Raw genomic sequence first — 20,284 nt, 5'->3', positions numbered from 1 at the left:
CGGCCCGGACGGCACGTCGATTCGCCAGCAGCGAATCCGGCGGTACGGACGCCACCCGGCGATCGAGCTGAACCGGTTGAGTCCCGGCCATCGTCCTGTTTCAATACAACGGGAGCGCCGGGCCGTCACGTACCCATCTCACCTCGTGACAGGAGACCACCATGCTCCGCCGGCCCCTCTTCCTCGCCGCCGTGGCCGCGCTCGCGACCCTCCTCGTCGGCACCGGCCTCGCCAGCCCGGCGCGCCCCGCCGCCCCGGCACCGACCCGCATCATGCCGCTCGGCGACTCCATCACCGGCTCGCCCGGCTGCTGGCGCTCGATCCTCTGGAACCGTCTCCAGAACTCCGGATACACCAACATCGACTTCGTCGGTACGCTCGGGCCGCAGGGCTGTGGGCAGCCGTACGACGGAGACAACGAAGGTCACGGCGGTTTCCTGGTGACCAATGTGGCCAACCAGAACCAGCTGCCCGGCTGGCTCTCGGCCACCCGCCCCGACATCGTGCTCATGCACTTCGGCACCAACGACGTCTGGAGCAACATCGCGCCGGCCACCATCCTCGCGGCGTACACCAGGCTGGTGGACCAGATGCGGGCCAGCAACCCGGCCATGAAGATCCTGGTCGCGAAGATCATCCCGATGGCGCCGAGCAGCTGCCCGGCGTGCGGCCAGCGGGCGGTCGCGCTCAACGACGCCATCCCGGCCTGGGCCGCGGCCCGTACCACGGCCCAGTCGCCGGTGGTGGTGGTCGACCAGTGGACCGGCTTCAGCACGGCCGCCGACACCTACGACGGAGTCCACCCGAACGCCAGCGGGGACCAGAAGATGTCCGACCGCTGGTACCCGGCGCTGACGGCCGCGATCAACGGGGTCACCCCGACCGCCAGCCCCACCCGTACGGCGACCCCGACGCCCACGGCGACCCGTACCGCCGGCCCGACGCCGAGCGACCCGACGCCCCCGCCCACCGGCCTCACCTGCGCCGGCGAATGGCGCCTGGTCGGCCAGTGGCAGGGCGGCTACCAGGCCGAGGTGAGCGTCCGCAACACCGGCACCGCGCCGATCACCGGCTGGACGGTACGTTTCACGCTGCCGGCCGGGCACACGATCACCCAGTCCTGGAACGGCACCCTGTCGCAGAGCGGCGCGACCGTCACGGCCCGGAACGTGAGCTACAACGGCGCGCTCCCCGCGGGCGGCTCGACCAGCTTCGGTTTCCTGGTCAACGGCGCGGGCGCCGGCACGCCGCCGATCAGCTGCACCATCGGCTGACCGGAGGTCCGACCCCTACCTCGGGGCCTGTCCCGCCGTCGACGCACCGGCGCGGGACGGGCCCCGTCCCGGCGGCGAACCGCGCGGACCCGCGAGACCCGGAGGTGGCCGCTGCGGCTCGCGGCGGCGAGAGTTCAGCGGAGCCAGTCGCGGATGGCGACGACGGCGAGGCGGGTGAACTCGCCCAGCAGCGACGGTACGGTGTCGGCGCCCTCCCAGCCCTCGTCGCGCAGCACGGTCACCACGGCGCCGACCCGTACGACGGAGGTCTGCCGCACCATCGTGCCGCCCGGGTCGCCGTTGACGTCGGTGACGTCGATCTCCTCCCGGATCAGCAGCGCCTGGTCGCCACGCTGCCCGGCCTCGACCAGGCTGTACCGCCGCGACAGCCCGCCGGCCGTCTCCCGGGGGCAGGCCCGGACCGCCCGCGCCAGCTGGTCCACGAAGTCCGCCGCGCCCCGGTCCCGGTAGGTGCTGATCGTCTGGAAGACGGTCCCGTGCGGGACGGCGTCGTCCGGCGAGTTCGGCAGCCAGTACAGGTGCCGCATGGTCCGGCGGGCCGCGAGGGCGCCGTCGCTGCCGTACCGGGCGCCGCAGAGCCGGGGCAGGACCGCGACGTCGCGGACCTCCATGCGCGGCTCGCCGTGCTGCGTGTTCGGCGGCTGGACCAGGAACGCCCGGTCCGGGACGGACCGGGGCGGGCCGGCCGGGGCGTTCCGCGCCGGGGTGCGCCCCGGCCGTACGCCCGTGGGCGGGACCGGGTCGCCCGTCGGCGTCCCCGGGTCCGCCGTCGGCGTGCCGGTGGGGTCGGGGCTGGTGGCGGTGGCGCTCGGGGTGGGGTTCAGGCTGGCCCCCAGCGGTGGCGGCATCGGGTCCGGTCCGGAGAGGACGACCCGGGCCGTGGCCACGCTCGCCACCAGCACCACGAGCGCCGCCACGGCGGTACCGAGCACCATGGTCAGCCGGGCCCGGCGGTCGGCCCGCCGGCGCAGCTCGGCGGCGGTCGGGAGCGTGTTGGCCCGGGCCGCCTCGGCGAGTTCGGCGTACAACCGGTTGAGATCAGACATCAGTTACCTCCAGCTGCGGCTCGGGAGCGAGGTCACCGAGGACCGAGGCGAGCCGGGTACGACCCCGGAACAGCCATGACTTGACCGTGTTCGCCGTGACGGCGAGTTCGTCGGCGATCTCCTCCACGGCGAGGTCGTACAGGTAGAACAGGGCCAGCGCCTGGCGGTGGTTGGCGGGCAGGTCGCGCAGCGCGCGTACGAGCAGGACGCTGTCCTCGCTCGGGCCGGGGACGGCGACGGGCGCCGGACCCCGACGGGCCAGCGCCGCCCGCAGCCCGTCCAGCCGACGCCACCGGTCCGTCGCGAGCCGGCTGACCACCAGCCGGGTCCAGGCCTCCGGCGCGGGGTGGGTGGCCAACCTGCGCCACTGCCGCCACGCGCGGGTGTACGCCTCCTGCACCGCGTCCTCCGCTTCGACGCGGTCACCGGTCAGCGCGATCGCGTAGCGCAGCATCCGGGGCGACGTCACCCGGTAGAACTCGTCGAAGCTTGTCGGGTCACGCATCGCCAGCCACCCTTCCTCCCCGTCCGGCTGTTTGTCCGGTTAACGGGTGGGTCGGCGGGCGGGTTGCAGCAGCGTGCGGCCGCTACGCCGGACGCGGAACCGGGCCCGGCACCGGCGGGCACGGGCAGGGCGGGCACGGGCAGGGCCCCGGCCGGTACGGCCGGCGCGCGCGGCGGCGGCCGGGGCTCAGCGGCGGCGGGTCTCGGCGGCGCCGGCGCGGGCGCGGACGGTGAGCACGCCGGCGAGGTCGACGTCGCCGGAGCGGCCGCCGAAGCCGGACTCGGAGATGAGCCGGGCGCCGAGCACCGCGCTCCAGAAGGTGCGCGCCTCGGCGTCGGCGGGGCGGTCGATGACCCAGTCGTGCCGTTCGAGGATCTCGGTGAGGTAGCGCTGGGCCTGCCGGAACAGCAGCGCGAGGTTCTGCGCCGCCAGCGGCCGCAGCTCCGGCCGGCGCCGGGTGATCGACATCGCCTGCACGGCGACCGGTACCGCCGGCAGGGCGAGCGCGGCGCGGGCCAGCGTGGCGCGGAACGCCTCCGGACTGCGCTGACGGTGGCCGATCGGCTCCAGCCGCTCCGCGTCGCGCAGCAGCATCAGGAAGGCCGCGTGCACGAAGAGCGCGTCCTTGGAGCCGAAGTAGTAGGTGATCTGGTTCGGGTGGGCCCCCGCGGCGGCGGCGATCTCGGCCACGCTCACCGCATCAAGATCACGCTCGGTGAAGAGCGCCACGGCCCGGTCGAGGATCTGCGCCCGGGTGCGCCGCCCCCGCGCCCGGGGCGGTTCGGCCCTGGTGAGCCCGGTGCCGGTGGGCTCCGGCGGGATGTTCGCCGGGCGCGTACGCCCGGCCCCGGCCTGTTCGGAAGTGGACACCTCGTAGTTGTATGCGATACAACTGTGATCGCCAAATCGCCACGCCACCCCTCACGAGGAGAACGAAGATGAGCGCCCAGGACGTAGTCGTCACGGGACTCGGCGCGACCACCCCGCTCGGGCCGGATGTCGACTCCTTGTGGCAGGGCCTGCTCGCCGGGCGCTCCGGCGTACGCCGCATCGACGAGCTGGTGTCGTCGTACGCGCACGCCGAGGCGCTGCCCAGCCTGATCGCCGCGCCGATGGCCGCCTCCCCCGACCAGGCGCTGCCCCGGGTCCAGGCGCGGCGCATGGACCGCTGCCAGCAGGCCGCGCTCGTCGCCGCCCAGCAGGCCTGGACCGACGCCGGCGCGCCCGAGGTCGACCCGGTACGGCTCGCCGCGGTGATCGGTACCGGCATCGGCGGCGTCAACACGCTGCTGGACCAGGACGACCTGATCGAGGAGAAGGGCCCGCAGCGGGTCTCGCCGCTCACCGTGCCGATGCTGATGCCCAACGGGCCGGCCGCCTGGGTCAGCCTGGAGTACGGCGCCCGCGCCGGCGTCTACACCCCCGTCTCCGCCTGCGCCTCCGGCGCCGAGGCGCTCGCCCTGGGCGCCCGCCTGATCCGCGCCGGCGAGGCCGACGTGGTGATCGCCGGTGGCGCCGAGGCCGCCATCACGCCGCTGACCATCGCCGGCTTCGCCCAGGCCCGTACCCTCTCGAAGCGCAACGACGAGCCGGAGCGGGCCTCCCGCCCGTTCGACGTCGACCGGGACGGCTTCGTCCTCGGCGAGGGCGCCGGCGTCATGATCCTGGAGCGGGCCGACTTCGCCGCCGCGCGCGGCGCCCGGGTGCTCGGGCGGCTGGCCGGCTACGGCGTCACGTCGGACGCCCACCACATCACCGGCCCCGACCCGACCGGCGCCGGTCAGATCCGCGCCATCCTGCGGGCCGTCGAGGACGCGGGGCTGCGACCGGCCGACGTGCCGCACGTCAACTGCCACGCGACGTCCACCGTGGTGGGCGACGTGGGCGAGGCGGCGGCGATCCGGCAGGCGCTCGGCGACGACGTCGTCCTCACCGCCCCCAAGTCGAGCATCGGCCACCTCGTGGGCGCCGCCGGCGCGGTCGAGGGGATCGTCACCCTGCTCTCGGTCGCCAACGGGGTCATCCCGCCCACCCTCAACCTGGACCGCAAGGACCCCGAGGTCGCGCTGGAGATCGTCAGCGGCGAGCCGCGCAAGCAGCAGCTCGTTGCGGCGTTGAGCAACTCCTTCGGGTTCGGCGGGCAGAACGTCTCGCTGCTCTTCACCGCCGCCTGAGACTCCCGTTCCCCCGGGCGGGGGCGGAAGTGTCGGTGGTCGCGGTTAGCGTGTCGGCCGTCACCCCACCGGAGAGGCGAGCGATGACGGACGAGGAGACGCTGGTCGTACCGGCGGCGTGGTACCGCGACCTCCACCCCAGACGCGGGGGCGCGCCGGTCGGCTACGCCCCGGAGCCGGACGCGCCGGCCCGCCTCGCCGGCCTGCTGGCCGACCGGCCCGGCCCGCACGAGTCGCTGTCCCATCCGGACACCCGGGGCCACGTCGGCGCCGCGGGGCTGGCCTACCTGGCCGGCCCCGGCGAGGGTACGCCGCTCGGGGCGGCCGCGGCCGCGATGGCGCTGATCGGCCCGTACGCGTACCGGGACCTCGACCGTCGACTGATCGCGGACGGCTGGATCGCCGGGCCCGGCATCGAGTTCGCGGTCCGGGCCGCCGTCGAGCTGACCGGTCTGCGGTGCGGGCCGGGCCACCACCTCACGCCGGCGGTGCAGCCGCTCCAGCCGGTCGACCTGGACGACAACCGGCTGAGCCCGGGGGTCGTGGAGGTCCTCGCCCGGGTCCGGGCGGCGCTGGCGGCAGCCCCCGACGACGTCCACGCCGCCGCCCGCGCGGCGCTGCTGGGCTACCGCGACGGCACGCTCCGGACCCGCATCGCCACCTCCTTCCTCGCGCCCGACCGGGCCGACTGGGTCGACGAGGACGTCCGAGCCGTCGCGGAGCGCCGCCGCGACAACCCGGCCGCGCTGCTGCTGATGGCCTCCGTCACCGCGGCACGGCAGGTGGAGCTCGTCGAGCCCGTCATCGACCAGCCGTTCTACGCCGGTCTCTACGACCCCGCCATGCTGCACACCCTCGCCGAGGGGCTCGGCGCCGACGGGACCGGGACGTTCCTGCGCTGGTGGAACCGCGGCTACGGCTACACCGCCACCCGACGCGCCCTGTTGTCGGTGCTCGCGGCGCTGCCGAGCGACCCGGCCTTCCGGGCGCTCCTCGACCACCTCGACACCCGGTACGTGCCGGCGGCGGTCGCGGAGGCCGCCGAGCGGTACCCGCGCCGGGCGCTGCGCCTGCTCGCGGAGGCGGCGGACGGGCCGAGGGCGGCCGAGCTGCTCCGCCGGCACGTGGCGCGGCACCCGGAGCTGGTCGAGGAGATGCTGCCCGACCTGCCGACCGGGGCGGCCGAGCGAATCCGGGCCGCCGTGCCCGTGGCGCCGACGGCCACGGTGGTGGCGCCGGTCGAGTCGCTGCCGGCCCTGCTGACCACTCCGCCGTGGACGGTGCGCCGGAAGGCGGGGAAGCCGGTGGTGCTCGCGGACCTGCGCTGCGCGGACGAGCCGACGATCGCCTGGGAGCCCGGGGAACGGGAACGGTGGCGGGGGTCGTCGGCGCCCCGGGGCAGCTGGCGCGACGTCGAGGCCGTCGCCGCGCGGATCAAGGCCGGTACCGCCAACCACGTTGAGGCGCAGGACTTCTTCGAGACCGCGCCGGAGGAGCTGGCCGCCCCGCTGCTGGCGCAGTGGCGCCCCGAACGCCTGTGGTGGGTGTCGTGGTGGCTGCCGTCGGTGGTCGCGCGCTTCGAACTCGCCGCCTATCCGCTGGCGGTGGCGCTCGCCCGCCGCAGCCCCGCCGAGGCCGGCCCGCACCTGCTGCCGTACCGCAGCCCCGAGGTCGCGCTGCTGATGGCGCAGTGGCTGGGCCGGCTGAAGTCCGCGCGGCAGCACGCGCTGGCCTGGCTGCACCGGCATCCCGACGCGGCGGCGCGGGCACTCGTACCGGCCGCCCTCGCGAAACCGGGAGCCGACCGGCGGTACGCGGGTGGGGCCCTCGTCGCCCTCGCCGGGGCCGGGCACCGCGAGCTGGTCCTGGCCACCGCCCGGGGGTACGGCGCCCCGGCGGCGAGCGCGATCGAGCAGCTGCTCGACGGCGATCCCCTGGAGCTGCTGCCGGCGAGGATTCCGGCCCTGCCGGAGTGGGCCGAGGCGGCGGCCCTGCCCCCGATCCGGCTGCGGAACGGGTCCGGCGCGCTGCCCGTCGAGGCGGTCCGGCACGTGCTCACCATGTGCGCGATCTCGACGCTCGACGCCCCGTACGCCGGGCTGGCCGTGGTCCGGGACGCGTGCACCCCGGAGAGCCTCGGCGCGTTCGCCCGGGCGCTGCTGTCGTGCTGGCTGCGCGCCGACGCACCGCCCCGGCAGGGCTGGGCGCTCACCGCGCAGGCGTTTCTCGGCGACGACGAGACCGCGCGGGAGCTGGGCCGGCTCGTGCGGGAGTGGCCGTACGAGGGGGCGCACGCCCGCACCGCCGCCGGCCTGGACGTCCTCGCCGGGCTCGGCACCGACGCGGCGTTGACGCAGCTGCACGAGATCGCCACGAAGATGAAGGCGAAGGCGGTCCGGACCCGCGCCGAGGCGAGGCTGCGCGACGTCGCCCAGGCGCGGGGTCTGCTGCCGGAGCAGCTCGCCGACCGGATCGTGCCCCGGTTCGGCCTCGCGGACGACCGTACGCTCGGCCTCGACTACGGGCCGCGCCGGTTCGTCGTCGGCTTCGACGAGCAGCTCCGGCCGTACGTGACCAACGAGGACGGTACGCGCCGCGGGGAGCTGCCGAAGCCGGCGGCGAGCGACGACCCCGAGCTGGCGCCGGCGGCGTACCGGCGCTTCACGGCGCTGAAGCGGAGCGTACGCACGACGACCACCGAGCAGGTGCGCCGGCTGGAACAGGCGATGGTCTCCCGGCGGCGGTGGAGCGGGGCCGAGTTCCGCGGGCTGTTCCTGCGCCACCCGCTGCTCTACCCGCTCGCCCGCCGGCTGGTCTGGGCGACGTACCGCCCGGACGCCGAGATGCTCACGGCGCTGCGCGTGGCCGAGGACCGCAGCCTCGCTGACGTCGAGGACGACCTGGTCACCGTCGAGGACGACGCCATGATCGGCGTCGCCCATCCGGCGGAGCTGGGTGCCGACCTGTCCGCCTGGAGCGAACTGCTGGCCGACTACGAGATCCTGCAACCGTTCGAGCAGCTCGGACGGGAGGTCCAGCGGTTGACCGAGGCCGAACGCGAGTCGACCCGGCTGACCCGGTTCGACGGCGTGAAGGCGCAGAGCGTCAAGATCGTCGGGTTGGAGCGGCGGGGCTGGCTGCGGGTCGCCGGCGACGGCGGGCGGCAGGACTCGATGGAGCGGGCGCTGCCCGACGGGCGCGTCCTCACCGTACGGCTGGAGCCGGGCATCGCGCTCGACGACCCGACGATGCACCCCGCACAGACCTTCGAGGAGATCTGGATCCGTCCCGCGCACGGCCGCTGGGACGCGCCGCGCAGCACGCCGTTCGGGGTGCTCGACCCGGTCACGGCCTCCGAGCTGCTGCGCGACCTGGCGTACACCACCGCGTGACCCGAGGGCCAGGCCCGGCGCCGGGCTACCGTTCGGTCGCGCCGCCGTCGGCCCGCTCGGCGGGCAGCAGCGGGAAGAGCCGGGTCACGAACGCGACGGGCCCGGCCGCCGCCGGCCGCTGCCCCGGGTCGCCCTCGCGCCGCTGGTACGGCGCCAGGACGTCGCGTACGGCGGCCGAGACGGTGGCCAGCTCGTCGGGGGTCAGGTAGAGCACGGTGCTGAACGCCTCGTCCCGCTGCCAGCGCTCGGGTGCCGCCGGGCGCAGGGCCAGCCAGCGCCGGTAGCCCTCGTCCTCCAGGTCGCGGGCGAGCGGCCCGAGTTCGAGATCGGTGGGGGCCTTACCGGCCGTGGCCGCCCCCTCGACGGTAGCCGCCTGCTCGATCGTGGCCACTCCCTCGCCTGCCGGGCCGGTACGCAGCCGCCACGGCCGGGTCCGGCCCCGGCCGTCGCCGGCCTGTTCCAGGTACCCGTAGCGGGCGAGCTGGCGCAGGTGGAAGGAGCAGGCGCCGGAGCTCTCCCCCAACCGGCGCGCCGCGTCGTTCGACGTCACCGTCCCCACCTCGCGTACCAGCCGGAGCAGGGCCGCTCGCAGCGGGTGCCGCAGGGCGAGCTCGGCGGCGGTCTCGTCGGTCACGCCGCGAATATAGCGCGCCGGTTTGCAAAGGCACTCTTTGCAAAGATGCCGCCACGATCGCGGCCCGGCTGAACACCCACCTCCGCGCTGGGCACCCGCGCCGCACCGGACCCACCTCCGCGCCGGGCACCCGCGCCCCACGGGCCGCCCGGTGAAGCCGAACCGACGCCCGATTGAAGCTGGCCGTTGGTTCGATTCCCGCATCGATGACCGCCTGACGGGGGTGGTCACCTTCGCGAAGGGGATCAAGGATGCTTCGATCTCGACTGGCGGCCGTCCTGTTGGCCGTACCCCTGCTGGTGCTGGGCGGCGCGTCGGCCGCGTCGGCCGCGCCGGCGGAATCCGTGCCCCGGGCGACCGGCTGGAGCTGCGACGGCGACGTCTGCCTCAGGTACGTTCCGCAGGGCGCCGCCGCCGCACCGCTCGACGACTCGGGGTGCAGCCGCGACACCTGCATCGAGATGTACGGCGGTGCCGGCGGCTACTCCGCGATCGGCTACGCCGACGACTACTTCTACGGTCACGTGGACCTCTGGGGACCGGGCCTGCCCTTCCGGAACGGTCCCGAGGGGCCCTCGCCCACGGTCAGCGGCAACGGCCGAGGGGTGGGCGCCGTCTGCGCCCAGGGCTGGGCGTCCATCGGCGGCGGCCGGTACGAGTCGCGCGGCCTGCCTTGCGTCGACGTCGAGTGAGAGTCGGCTGAGACCTGTCGACGTCGGGTGAGACCCCGGTGTCGGGTGGCCGCCGGGCGGACTGGTCCGCCCGGCGGCCACCGCCGTCGTGGGGCGCCGTCGTGGGGCGCCGTCCTCGAACAGCAGGCGACCGGACCGGGCGCCCGGTCCGCAAAGGTACCGTCCCCGTTCCGGTGCCGCGACGACCGGGCGGGACGACCGGGCGGGACGAGGGGGTCAGGGGCGCCGCCCGGCGGCCAGGAAGATCGGTACGGCAAGGAAGAGCCGCCCGACCTCGGCCCGCCCGGCCTGCTCCGCGCGCCACGCGTCGGCCTGCTCTGCCGTCACCGCCCCGCAGGCGCGGGCGGCGTCGGCGAGCCCGGCGAGCATCGGCAGCATGGTCGCGTCGGTGAAGACGCCGGTGCGCACCTCCGCCGTGACTCCCTCGAAGCCGGCGTCGAGCAGCAGGTTGCGGTAGCCCCGGGCGGCGCGCGGGGAGGCGATCGTGTCGGCGCGGGCCCGCACGATCGTCCGGGTGAGCCCGGGGTCGTCGGAGTCGATCACGAAGGCGTCCCAGTCCTGCCCGACGAGGACGACGCGCCCGCCGGGGGCGAGCACCCGGTGTGCCTCGGCGAGGGCGCGGGGCGGGGCGTCGAGTTCGTGGTACACCTTGTCCGCCCGGTACGCGGCGAACTCCCCGTCGGCGAAGGGCAGGTCGTACGCGTCGCCGGTCCGGAACGTACCGTCCGGCCAGCGGTCGCGCGCCACCGCGACCATCTCCTCCCGCACGTCCACGCCGACCGCCCGGGCGCCGCGCGCGCCGAGTTCGGCGACGGCCCGGCCGGCGCCACAGCCGACGTCCAGCACGGTCGTCCCCGGTACGACCCGCAGCAGCTCGTACGAGCGTTCGCGCAGGCGTACCGCCTCCGGCAACGTCTCGGCGGCGTCCAGCCGCCGTACCAGCGATTCCGTCGGGGATTCCGGCCGGGGCCGTTCGTCGATCTCGGTCATGGCCCCACCCTGCAACTTCAGGTCGACCTGAAGTCAAGCCGCGCCTCGGGGTGCGGCGGGGACCGCCGCGGCCACCGCCCGCTGGAAGTCGGGGCAGCTCAGGTAGTCCGGGTGGGGGCAGTCCAGGGCGTGCTCGATGAGCCGCTGGGAAGCCCTGGCCTGCTCGATCCGCTGCCGCAGCGCGGCCAACTGGCGGCGCAGGATGGCGTCCCGGGCGGCGCGGTCGCCGCCGGCGAGCAGCTGCCGCAGCTCCGTCAGGCCGAGCCCGGCGCGCTTGCCCAACCGGATCACGCCGAGCCGGGTGAGCTGCTCCCGGCCGTAGTAGCGCCGTCCGTTGATCCGGGCCGCCGGGGTCAGCAGCCCCATCGCCTCCCAGTGCCGCAGCACGTGGGTGGCGAGCCCGAACCGGGCCGCGAGCTGACCGATCGACAACAGTTCCTCGCCGGTGTCGGGTGATCTCACCGTGCCATTAGGCCGCGTTCTGTCGATCATGTCGAGCGGGATTCAGGCGCCGGTCCGGCATCCGGACCGGAGGGTCCCGGGCGCGTCGGCCGCGCCGGCTCCCGGCCGGCCGGGGTGAGGGCCGGCCGGGGTGAGGGCCGGCCGGGGTGAGGGCCGGCCGGGGTGAGGGCCGGCCTGGGTGAGGACACACCGCACAACTCCGCTGTGGACGGGCCGTGATCCGGCGCCTTCCGCCGGTAATCTGGGCCGATGGTGGCGCGATCTGGGTCAATGCGGGCGCGGCCGGAGCCGATGGTGGCGCGCCGCGCCCGCCTGCTGTGGCTGCTCTTCGCCGCGATCGGCGCGGCCTCGTCGGTGCTGGTGCTGCTCCGCCCTGCCGGCGACCGCCTCTCCGACCTGCACATCTACTACGGCGCGGCGCAGACCGTCGAGGCCGGCCGGCCGCTGTACGAGTACGCCGCCGCCAACGGCGGCCCGTTCACCTATCCGCCCTTCGCGATGCTGCTGCTCCGCCCGATCGCGGCGCTGCCCGAGCCGGCGGTGCAGGTGATCTGGCTGGCCCTGGTCTGCGCCGCGGTCGCCGCCATCGCCACCGTGCTCGGCAACGCGATCACCACGGCGCCGCGGCGGCGCCCGCTGGTTGTCGCGGCGGTCGCCTGCGCGCTGCTGCTCTCCGCGCCGGCGCAGAGCAACCTGAGGTTCGGGCAGGTCAGCGTCTTCATCGTGCTCCTGGCGCTGGCCGACGCGGTGGGCGTCACCCCGGCCCGCTACCGGGGCGTACTGGTCGGCGTCGCCGCCGCGATCAAACTGACTCCGCTGCTCTTCGTGGTCTTCTTCCTGGTCTCCCGCCGGTACCGGGACGCCGCCCGCGCCGCCGCCGCGTTCGTCGGCTGCGCCGCGCTCGCCGCGCTCGTGTTCCCCGCCGACAGTTGGACGTACTGGACCGGGACGGTCCTGGAGACGTCCCGGATCGGCAACCTCGCCTCACTCGGCAACCAGTCCGTGCACGGCATGCTCATGCGTGTCGGCGTCGCCCCCGACACGCTGCCGATCGTCTGGGCGGCGCTCGTCGCGCTGGTCTGCGGCGTCGCGCTGCTGCGGGCCCGGCAGATCCAGTTGGCGGACGAACCGGCCCGGGCGGCGGTACTGGTCGGCTGCGCCACGCTGGTCGCCTCCCCGGTCTCCTGGACCCACCACCAGGTCTGGACCGTGCTCGCCGCGATGCTCATGATCGCCACGCACGGCCTGCCGCGCCGGGTCGCCGGGGTCCTGCTGCTGGTGGCCATGACCCTCTCGCTGGGCGCGCTGCTCAGCGACGTCTCGACCTTTCCCGGGCTCCAGTTCCTGCTGGAGAACGCCCGCGCGTTCGGGGCGGTCGGCGTCTGCCTGGCCGGGCTCGGCGGGGCCGCGGCGGTCACGGTCGGCTCGGTCCGCCGGGCCGGGAGTGGCCGGGCCGGGACCGGGCGCGGGTGGCTGCGCGCGGCCACCGCGCTCACCGCCACGCTGGCCTGCTTCGCCGTGCTGCCGCTGCCGGCCGGCGCGGACCCGACGTTCAAGGCGTACACGCTCGCCGACGCCGGCAACCCGCGCTACTTCTTCTTCTGCCGCCCGCGGGAGGGCTGCGCCGCCCCGGCCGCCGCGGTGCACTTCGGCGTCGTGCGCGAGAAGACCAAGGTACGCGTCAACGGCGTGGTCGACGCCGGCGTCGCCCGGCTGGAGTACCAGTCCGCGCCCGGCGGGGCGCCCCGGGTGATCCCGCTGCTCGACCTGCACCCCGGCGGGCGGGAGTTCTCCTTCCGCAGCGCGAACCTGGCCCACGGGCGGCTGGTGGCGTACGGGCCGGACGGGCAGGTGCTCGCCGCCTACACCGAGCTGACCCCCTGACGCGGACGCGTCCCAGGTCACACCCGCGGGCCCGGCGGTGGGCGGTGGGCCCGGGGCGGGTTGGATGATCGGGTACGCCTTACCCGGGTACGCCTCCCGCCCGTCCCGCCGCGCCGATCGGAACGCACCGTGACAGAGAACCTGACCGCGCTCGCGGAGTCCGTCGAGGCGGAGTTCATGTTCCAGTACGAGGCGTCCGCGCCGGAGCCGGTCCGTACCGCGCTCGGCATCACCGCCCGGCGGATCGGCGGCGGCGTCTCGCTCGCCATGCGCGCCGACCCGAGCGGCGGCTACTGGTGCAAGTCCCTCGGGATCGGGCTGACCGAGCCGGTGACGGCGCCCCTGATCGGCGAGATCGTCGACTTCCACCGCGAGCACGGCAGCCCGATGGCCACGTTGCAGATCGCCCCGGAGGCGCTGCCGGCCGACTGGGACGAGATCCGCGCCGCGTACGGCATCGCCGAGGGCGGCTGCTGGGTCAAGCTCGCCGCCCCGGTCGAGGACGTCACGCCGGGGCGTACCGACCTGCGGGTGGGGCCGGTCGGCCCGGCGGACGCGCGGGAGTGGGCCACGCTGATCTGCGACACCTTCGGGATGTCCGACGAGTGGCTGAGCCGGATGGTCGCCGCCACGGTCGAGCACCCGCACTTCCGCCCCTTCGCCGCCTGGGACGGCGACGAGATCGTGGCCGGGGCGAACCTCTACCTGCACGGCGAGGTCGCCTCGCTCAACTCTGGCGCCACCCGGCCCGACCACCGGGGTCGGGGAGCCCAGTCCGCCCTGCTGGCCGCCCGCGCCCGCGCCGCCGCCGAGGCCGGCTGCCGGTGGCTGGTCGGCGAGACCGGCCGTCCGGCCGAGGGGGCCTCCAACAGCTCGCTGAACAACATGCTGCGCTTCGGGCTGCGGCCCCGGTACGACCGCCGCAACTGGATCTGGCGCCCGGAGAGCGACCCGACCACCGCCTGACCGGCGACGAGCTGGCTCGACAGGCGACCGGTGCATCCGTACCGGGTCGTGTGGGTGAGCCGGAAGATCGCCGACGTCGGCGAGGTTTCCGGGCCGCGTACGGACCACGATCGACCGCGTGCGGAAAACTCACCTCTCCTTCGTCGTCGCGCCCGCTCTCACGATCGTCTACGGCCTGGTCCGGCTGCTGGACGGGCTCGACGGGCGGTACGGCCCCGGTCTCCTCTGGACCCTGGGGCATCTCGCCTTCCTCGTCGCCCTGGTCCTCTTCGGGTTCGTGCTGCTCGCCGCGCGCCGGACGACCGGCGGCGGCAGGATCGCCACCACCGCCGCCGTCGTCGGCGTGGCCGGTCTGGTCTGTTCGATCGCGCAGATCGGCATCGACGTCGTGGTGGGGCTCGCGGCCGACGACAAGGCCGGCATGCGGCAGATGTTCGGCCAGGTGCAGGACGTGCCCGGTGTCACGGTGGCCGTCTACGGGCCGGGGCCGGCGTTGTTCTACGTCGGGCTGCTCGCGCTGGTCGTCCACCTCGCGGTGCGGCGGCGCGTCGCGGCGTGGGTTCCGGTGGTGCTGCTGCTCGGCATCGGGGTCGCGGTGACCAGTCTGGATCTGCTCCCGGTGGCCGGCCTGCTGATCCTGGTCGCGCTGGTCACCCTCGCCCGGCGGACTCCCGCGACCGCATGACAGCATGGCGCACCGTGTGGTGGGGTCGGTGGGCGCGTTCGCCGTGGTCGGATGCCGCGCTGGCGGTATGTGCCGCGGTGGCGCAGCTCTGGCCGCTGCTGTCCCGGGACGGTCCGTGGCACTGGTGGGGGTACGTCGTCGCGGTCGGTTCCGCGTTGCCGCTGGTGGTTCGGCGGAGGGCGGCCCTGCCCGTACTGTTCGTCACCTACGCCTTCAGTGGTTCGTACGACCTGGTGGACGCCGTCGCGCCGCAGCCGCTCTGGTACGGGCCGCTCATCGCCCTCTACACGGTGTCCGCGCGGTCCGGACGGCGGGTGCGCTGGGGCGCGCTCATCGTCATCCTCGGTGGCGGGCTGCTCACGGTCGGATCCTCGGACACCGCGCTTCGGGGCGTCGTCGTCTCCGTGACCGCGTACGCCCTGGGTCGGGCGGCGGCGGGGAGCAGGGCGCACGCCGCCGTCCTGGAGGAGCGGGCCGCCCGACTTGAGCGGGAGCGGACGCTGGCAGCCGAACGGGCCGCCGAGCGGGAGCGGGCCCGGATCGCCCGCGACATGCACGACATCCTGGCGCACGCCGTGAGCCTCATGGTGGTGCAGGCGGAGGCCGGGCCGGTGGTGGTGCGGGCCGACCCGGAGCGGGCCGTGGCCACGTTCGACGCCATCGCCGGTGCCGGCCGGGACGCGATGGACCAGCTTCGCCGCATCCTCGCGGTGCTCCGGGAGGAGCCGGGGTCGGGCGCTCCGCGGGCGGCCGTCGAGGACCTGCCCGACCTGGTGCGGCAGGCGGCGGGGGCCGGGTTCGAGGTGGGGTACGAGGTGGCGGGCGAGCCCCGGCCGCTGCCGCCGGACGTGGGGGCGGCCGTCTACCGGATCACTCAGGAGGCGCTCACGAACGTCGTCAAGCACGCTGACGCGTCCCGCGTCGACGTGCGGCTGAGCTGGCGGGAGCGGGAGTTGGCGATCGAGATTCGGGACAACGGCCGGGGCGCCCGGGCCGGGCTGCCGTCCGGCGGCAACGGCCTGGTCGGCATCCGGGAGCGCGCCGCCGCGTGCGGCGGGACCGCGTCGGCGGGTCCGGGCCCCACGGGCTTCACGGTACGCGCGCGGTTGCCGCTGTGACCCGGGTAGTGGTCGCCGACGACCAGGAGTTGGTGCGCGCCGGCTTCGCGATGATCCTGGACGCGCAGGCCGACATCGAGGTGGTCGCCGAGGCGGGTGACGGCTTCCAGGCCGTCGCCGCCGTCCGCGACCATCACCCCGACGTGGCGTTGCTCGACATCAGGATGCCGGGCATGGACGGCATCGAGGCCGCCCGGATCATCGGCGCCGAGACCGACTGCCGAGTCGTCATGCTGACCACCTTCGACCAGGACGACCACGTCTTCGACGCGCTGCGGGCGGGCGCCAGCGGTTTTCTGCTCAAGGACGTGCGCCGCGACGACCTCGTGCACACCGTACGCGTGGTGGCGGAGGGTGAATCGCTGCTCGCGCCGTCGGTGACCCGCCGGCTGGTGGAGCAGTTCACCACGGGCGGCGTGGCCCGTCCGCTGCCCGCGGAGCGGCTGTCCGTGCTGACCGGTCGGGAGCGCGAGACGCTGCGGATGCTCGCGCAGGGCATGTCCAATCCGGAGATCGCCGCCGCCATGGTGATCAGCACCCACACCGCGAAGACGCATGTCAGCAACGTGCTCACCAAGCTCGGCCTGCGCGACCGGGTGCAGGCCGTGATCACCGCGTACGAGACCGGGCTGGTCGTACCCGGGCAGAAGTAGCGCCTACCGGAAATACCCCTCGTACGTCAGCCCGAGTTTCACGCACTCGGCGCGCAAGGAGGCCGTTGCTTTCACCAGGCCGGCACGGGCCTCCGCCTCGCCGGGCTCTCCCTCGCGAAACTTGGCGAGTTGGGCGGCTTCGAGCACGCGCTGCCCGGCGTCGCGGATCGGCTCGACCTTCGACCGCTTGGCGTTGCCGGCAGTGACCGCCATGATCATTGGGTCGCCATCCTGCTTGAAATGCTGCGCGCCAGCAGTACCTTTGCACGCCTCCTGGGCTTTCCCATCGCCCGCGGTGTAGTTCGCCCACGCGGGTGGGGTGCGCTGCGCCGCCCAGCTCGGGCTCCTGGTGGGAGTCGGCGCGCCGCTGGAGGGGCTTGCTGCCGGGGAGTTGTCGGCTCCGCAGCCGGCCAGCCCTACGACGGCGGCAATCACGGCGACGACGGCGAGTGATCGATTCACGGCGAGCACCATAGCGGCAGCGAGCCGCCCGTCGGCGCGAGGGAAGGCCGCACGGGCGCCCTCGATCGACGCGACCAAGGGACCGTGCGGCCGTCCATGTCTCGGTCAGGCCACCAACCCCGCGCGCGCCGCTGGGCGCCGTGTCTTATCCAGCCCGGCGCGATGCCTTCGCGTAGTCCACGAAGGAACGCCAGGCCGCCGGATCGAAGGTCAGGGTGCCGCCGGTACGGTCCTTGCTGTCGCGTACCAGCACCCGGCCGGGGAGGTTGTCCGCCACCTGCACGCAGTTGCCGCCCGTGTCGCCGGAGCGGGTCGACGTGCGCCAGCGCGGAGTGGCGGCCGAGTCGGTGCGGAAGTCGCTGGTCCGGGGGTCATCGATCATAAGTCACCTTCAGACTCTTGATGAGCTCCAGCGAGGCGCGCTCGGAGAGCGCTTCTCCGAGCAGGCTATCCCACTTCCGGCGGATCAGCCGGACCAGTTCCGGGTCGTCGACGACCTGCCCCCGGGCCACGTTCTCCAGGTAGACCACCTGCTCGTCGTCGGGAATGTCGGCCACGATGAAGCCCCCGGTGAGCCCGACGTGCGCGCCGGCGTCGGCGGGGATCACGTGCAGCCGGACGTGCCGCAGCCGCGCCACCTCCAGCAGGTGGCCGAGTTGGGCGTCGAGCACCTCGGGGCCGCCGACCGGGCGGCGCAGCGCGGCCTCGTCGAGGATGAAGAGCAACTCGGGCGGGTCCTCCCGGTGCAACAGCTCCTGCCGCTCCATCCGGACCGCGACCAGTTCCTCGATCTTGTCGGGCGGATTCAGTCCGCCGGCCCCGATGATGGCCCGGGCGTACGCCTCGGTCTGCAACAGCCCCGGCACCAGGCAGGGCTCGAAGGTGCGCAGCCGCAGCGCGTCCGCCTCGTAGCCGCGCCACGGCGCGAACCAGATCGGCGAAAGTTGCTGATCCACCATCGGCAGGAGTTCGGCGAGCAGGCCACCGGTGCCGAGCATCTCGTCGGAGGCGACGGCGAATTCCATGGTCGGCCGGCGACGACCCGTTTCGATCGCCGCAACGGTGGAGCTGCTCCATTTGACCAGGCTCGCCAACCCCTCCTGAGAGATGTCCGCACTCGCCCGCGCGGCCTTCAACGCGCGAATCCACATGTCGAGGTTCATCCAACACTCCGGTCGTAAGTACGCGGTCACCCCAGGTAGTACCCGCAGCATCCTCCCTCGTGGACCCGGCCCGAGTCCAGAGTGTTCCCAGCGGAATCGCTCGGATTTTCCGAGAAGTCGTCGCCTTCTCCCCCGACGATGATCGGCATTAGGGGACGGGCTAAACCGCGGGCCGCCCGCGACCCGAATGCGGGCGGCCCATCCACCCCGAAACGGCGGAGGGAATGGCGTGGAGGCGAAGGGCCGGGCAACAAAGGGCGGCGACGAGCCGCGAAAGCAAAACGCAAATATGACAGAGGAATTAACGATGCCGATCGGGCAGCGGGTCGCGTACTGGCGGCACGGGCGGGGCCTGACCCAGCAACTGCTCGCCGACCAGCTCGGCAGGTCCAAGAGCTGGGTCGAGAAGGTGGAGCGCGGCGTCCGTACGCTCGACCGGTTCTCCGTGCTGCAACAGGTCGCCGGCGCGCTGCGGATCGACGTACAACTGTTGTTGGCGGCCGGATCGGGAGCCGGCAGCGGCAGCAGCGGCGGTGGAGGTGGCGGCGGCCCGGCGCGGCTCGACTGGGACGCGCTGCGGACGGCGCTGGAGCGGTACCCGCCGGCGAGCTGGTGCCTCGACCGCGACCTGCCGCAGCCCGACCTGCGGGAGCTGCGCAAGGCCGTCGACCATGCCTGGCTCGGCTTCCAGCACGCCGGGTACGACCTGCTGGTCCGCAGCCTGCCCGGGCTGCTGCAGCACGCCCAGGCCGCCGACGCGCACCACCACCGGAACGGCGACGAGGCGGGACGCGACGCCGCGCACCTGCTCGGGCAGGCGTACCAGATCGCCTCGTCGGTGCTGCGCAAGCTGGGCGCGCCCGAGCTGGCCTGGCTCGCCGCGGACCGGGCGACCGCAGTCTCGGCGCGCGCCGACGATCCGCTGCTGGCCGGCGTCGCCGCCTCCCGGGCCGGCAACGCGCTGCTCGCGCTCGGGCGGACCCGCTCGGCGCTGGAGGCGCAGCTCACCGTCGCACACCGGCTCGCCCCGGGCGGCCCGGCGCCGACCGAGCCGGCCGGGCTCGCGGTGCACGGGCAGCTGCTGCTCCAGGCCGCGATGGCCGCCGCCCGGCAGGGCGAGGGCGAGATGGTACGCGAGCTGCTCCACGCGGCCGAGCGGGCCGCCGCCGTGGTCGGCGACGGGCGGAACCACTACTGGACCAGCTTCGGCCCGACCAACGTGGCGCTGCACCGGGTCGCCGCCGCGGTGGAGCTGGGCGAGGGCGGCCGGGCGGTACGCGTACACCAGGAGATCCCGGCGCCGGAGCTGGCCGCCCTGCCGGCCGAGCGCCGCGCCCAGCACCTGCTCGACCTCGCCCACGCGTACGCCCAGGTCGGCGACGCGGCGAGCGCCGGGGCGGCGCCGGTCGCGGGCGACCGGCTCGCCCCGGCCGAGATCCGGTACCGGCCGGTCGCCCACGAGGTGATGTCCGACGCGCGGCGGCGCGTCCGGGGCACTCCCCCGCCGGCCGTGGCCGACTTGGCCACCCGGATGGGCGCCGCCCCGCACTGACACCGTCGATCTAGGGCAAATCCTCGTGATTGGAGATCAACTAGCACGGATTTGCCCTAGATCGACGGGGAGACACGCCGGAGTAAGTACCGGGCTTGACTTATATAAGTCCGCACCGAAATACTGCGGCCATGTCGAGCATGCCAGCGCAGAAGGTCACCACGTTTCTGATGTTCGAGGGGCGCGCCGAGGAGGCGATGACGTTCTACACCTCACTCTTCGACGACTCCGAGGTCCTCGCCGTGTCGCGCTACGGTCCGGGCGAGGAAGGGGTCGAGGGCTCCGTCCGGCACGCCACGTTCACGCTCGCCGGGCAGCAGTTCATGTGCATCGACAGCAGCGTGTCGCACGGGTTCACGTTCACCCCGGCGATGTCGCTCTACGTGCGGTGCGACAGCGAGAGCGAACTCGACCGGCGGTACGCGGCGCTGGTCGAGAAGGGCCAGGAGTTGATGCCGCTCGGGTCGTACGGCTTCAGCGCCAAGTTCGGCTGGCTGGTCGACCGCTTCGGCGTCTCCTGGCAGCTCAACCTGGACCACTGACCCCGTCGATCTAGGGCAAATCCTCGGGTGTGTTGTTTTACAATACAGGGGTTTTCCGGGATTGAACAC

At 74.3% G+C, this 20,284-nt stretch carries 20 protein-coding genes; 11 read left to right on the top strand and 9 right to left on the bottom strand.

Annotation, left to right across the window (positions count from 1 at the left end; all coding sequences use genetic code 11):
• Nucleotides 1-161: 161 nt before the first annotated feature.
• Nucleotides 162-1,274 (top strand): cellulose binding domain-containing protein, encoded by a 1,113-nt coding sequence (locus AB0J86_RS07510; protein ID WP_363854031.1) that lies wholly within the window; start codon nt 162-164, stop codon nt 1,272-1,274.
• 134 nt (nt 1,275-1,408) lie between these two features.
• On the opposite strand, the gene AB0J86_RS07505 is transcribed toward AB0J86_RS07510, so the two are convergent.
• The 3 genes from AB0J86_RS07505 to AB0J86_RS07495 all read right to left on the bottom strand — a co-directional run bounded on the left by AB0J86_RS07505 (nt 1,409) and on the right by AB0J86_RS07495 (nt 3,716).
• Nucleotides 1,409-2,341 carry a hypothetical protein gene (locus AB0J86_RS07505; RefSeq protein WP_363854029.1) on the bottom strand — a complete coding sequence of 311 codons (933 nt, stop codon included), beginning with the start codon at nt 2,339-2,341 and terminating at the stop codon, nt 1,409-1,411.
• Nucleotides 2,334-2,846 (bottom strand): sigma-70 family RNA polymerase sigma factor, encoded by a 513-nt coding sequence (locus AB0J86_RS07500; protein ID WP_363854026.1) that lies wholly within the window; start codon nt 2,844-2,846, stop codon nt 2,334-2,336. Before AB0J86_RS07500 ends, AB0J86_RS07505 begins: the two co-directional genes overlap by 8 nt.
• 186 nt (nt 2,847-3,032) lie before the next feature.
• Entirely contained in the window at nt 3,033-3,716 is a 684-nt protein-coding gene (locus AB0J86_RS07495) for a TetR/AcrR family transcriptional regulator C-terminal domain-containing protein (RefSeq protein ID WP_363854025.1), read from the bottom strand.
• 68 nt (nt 3,717-3,784) lie between these two features.
• Between AB0J86_RS07495 and AB0J86_RS07490 the strand changes: the two genes are divergently transcribed.
• Nucleotides 3,785-5,020 carry a beta-ketoacyl-[acyl-carrier-protein] synthase family protein gene (locus tag AB0J86_RS07490; protein ID WP_363854022.1) on the top strand — a complete coding sequence of 412 codons (1,236 nt, stop codon included), beginning with the start codon at nt 3,785-3,787 and terminating at the stop codon, nt 5,018-5,020.
• Nucleotides 5,021-5,103: 83 nt separating this feature from the next.
• A complete protein-coding gene (locus AB0J86_RS07485) occupies nt 5,104-8,412 on the top strand; it encodes a DUF4132 domain-containing protein (protein ID WP_363854019.1) in 3,309 nt (1,102 codons plus the stop codon).
• A gap of 25 nt (nt 8,413-8,437) precedes the next feature.
• Here the strand turns inward: AB0J86_RS07485 and AB0J86_RS07480 are convergent, their stop codons facing one another.
• On the bottom strand, nt 8,438-9,046 hold the full coding sequence (locus AB0J86_RS07480) for a winged helix-turn-helix domain-containing protein (RefSeq protein ID WP_363854016.1): 609 nt from the start codon (nt 9,044-9,046) through the stop codon (nt 8,438-8,440).
• A 251-nt stretch (nt 9,047-9,297) separates the two neighbouring features.
• Between AB0J86_RS07480 and AB0J86_RS07475 the strand changes: the two genes are divergently transcribed.
• Nucleotides 9,298-9,738, top strand: coding sequence for a hypothetical protein (locus AB0J86_RS07475; RefSeq protein WP_363854013.1), 441 nt, complete (start codon nt 9,298-9,300; stop codon nt 9,736-9,738).
• A gap of 216 nt (nt 9,739-9,954) precedes the next feature.
• On the opposite strand, the gene AB0J86_RS07470 is transcribed toward AB0J86_RS07475, so the two are convergent.
• Together AB0J86_RS07470 and AB0J86_RS07465 are read right to left on the bottom strand one after the other, a co-directional pair.
• Nucleotides 9,955-10,728: a methyltransferase domain-containing protein gene (locus AB0J86_RS07470; RefSeq protein ID WP_363854011.1), complete on the bottom strand. Its 774-nt coding sequence runs from the start codon at nt 10,726-10,728 to the stop codon at nt 9,955-9,957.
• A gap of 33 nt (nt 10,729-10,761) precedes the next feature.
• Nucleotides 10,762-11,190 carry a MerR family transcriptional regulator gene (locus AB0J86_RS07465; protein WP_363854009.1) on the bottom strand — a complete coding sequence of 143 codons (429 nt, stop codon included), beginning with the start codon at nt 11,188-11,190 and terminating at the stop codon, nt 10,762-10,764.
• A gap of 249 nt (nt 11,191-11,439) precedes the next feature.
• Between AB0J86_RS07465 and AB0J86_RS07460 the strand changes: the two genes are divergently transcribed.
• The 5 genes from AB0J86_RS07460 to AB0J86_RS07440 all read left to right on the top strand — a co-directional run bounded on the left by AB0J86_RS07460 (nt 11,440) and on the right by AB0J86_RS07440 (nt 16,496).
• Nucleotides 11,440-13,074, top strand: coding sequence for a glycosyltransferase 87 family protein (locus AB0J86_RS07460; protein WP_363854006.1), 1,635 nt, complete (start codon nt 11,440-11,442; stop codon nt 13,072-13,074).
• Nucleotides 13,075-13,203: 129 nt separating this feature from the next.
• Nucleotides 13,204-14,040: a GNAT family N-acetyltransferase gene (locus tag AB0J86_RS07455; protein WP_363854003.1), complete on the top strand. Its 837-nt coding sequence runs from the start codon at nt 13,204-13,206 to the stop codon at nt 14,038-14,040.
• 118 nt (nt 14,041-14,158) lie between these two features.
• Entirely contained in the window at nt 14,159-14,725 is a 567-nt protein-coding gene (locus tag AB0J86_RS07450) for a hypothetical protein (RefSeq protein ID WP_363854001.1), read from the top strand.
• Between the two features lie 77 nt (nt 14,726-14,802).
• Nucleotides 14,803-15,843 (top strand): histidine kinase, encoded by a 1,041-nt coding sequence (locus AB0J86_RS07445; RefSeq protein WP_363853998.1) that lies wholly within the window; start codon nt 14,803-14,805, stop codon nt 15,841-15,843.
• On the top strand, nt 15,840-16,496 hold the full coding sequence (locus AB0J86_RS07440; RefSeq protein WP_363853995.1) for a response regulator transcription factor: 657 nt from the start codon (nt 15,840-15,842) through the stop codon (nt 16,494-16,496). Before AB0J86_RS07445 ends, AB0J86_RS07440 begins: the two co-directional genes overlap by 4 nt.
• 3 nt (nt 16,497-16,499) lie before the next feature.
• Here AB0J86_RS07440 and AB0J86_RS07435 read toward each other — a convergent pair whose 3' ends face one another.
• The 3 genes from AB0J86_RS07435 to AB0J86_RS07425 all read right to left on the bottom strand — a co-directional run bounded on the left by AB0J86_RS07435 (nt 16,500) and on the right by AB0J86_RS07425 (nt 18,121).
• Entirely contained in the window at nt 16,500-16,958 is a 459-nt protein-coding gene (locus tag AB0J86_RS07435; protein WP_363853993.1) for a hypothetical protein, read from the bottom strand.
• A gap of 145 nt (nt 16,959-17,103) precedes the next feature.
• Entirely contained in the window at nt 17,104-17,340 is a 237-nt protein-coding gene (locus AB0J86_RS07430; protein WP_363853990.1) for a DUF397 domain-containing protein, read from the bottom strand.
• Nucleotides 17,330-18,121: a helix-turn-helix transcriptional regulator gene (locus tag AB0J86_RS07425; RefSeq protein ID WP_363853988.1), complete on the bottom strand. Its 792-nt coding sequence runs from the start codon at nt 18,119-18,121 to the stop codon at nt 17,330-17,332. The genes AB0J86_RS07430 and AB0J86_RS07425 overlap by 11 nt, the downstream gene beginning before the upstream one ends.
• A 289-nt stretch (nt 18,122-18,410) precedes the next feature.
• Here AB0J86_RS07425 and AB0J86_RS07420 point away from each other — a divergent pair, with 289 nt between their 5' ends.
• Both AB0J86_RS07420 and AB0J86_RS07415 read left to right on the top strand, forming a co-directional pair.
• Nucleotides 18,411-19,673, top strand: a complete 1,263-nt coding sequence (locus AB0J86_RS07420; protein WP_363853985.1) for a helix-turn-helix domain-containing protein — start codon at nt 18,411-18,413, stop codon at nt 19,671-19,673.
• Nucleotides 19,674-19,804: 131 nt separating this feature from the next.
• The gene (locus AB0J86_RS07415; protein ID WP_363853983.1) at nt 19,805-20,215 is read left to right on the top strand and encodes a VOC family protein; all 411 of its coding nucleotides are present in this window, start codon (nt 19,805-19,807) and stop codon (nt 20,213-20,215) included.
• Nucleotides 20,216-20,284: the final 69 nt, after the last annotated feature.

Source organism: Micromonospora sp. NPDC049559 (assembly GCF_040676675.1).
GTDB lineage: Bacteria > Actinomycetota > Actinomycetes > Mycobacteriales > Micromonosporaceae > JBFAPK01.
The sequence above is the reverse complement of the archived record's forward strand: the minus strand, read 5'-3'. Positions and strand labels throughout refer to the sequence as shown.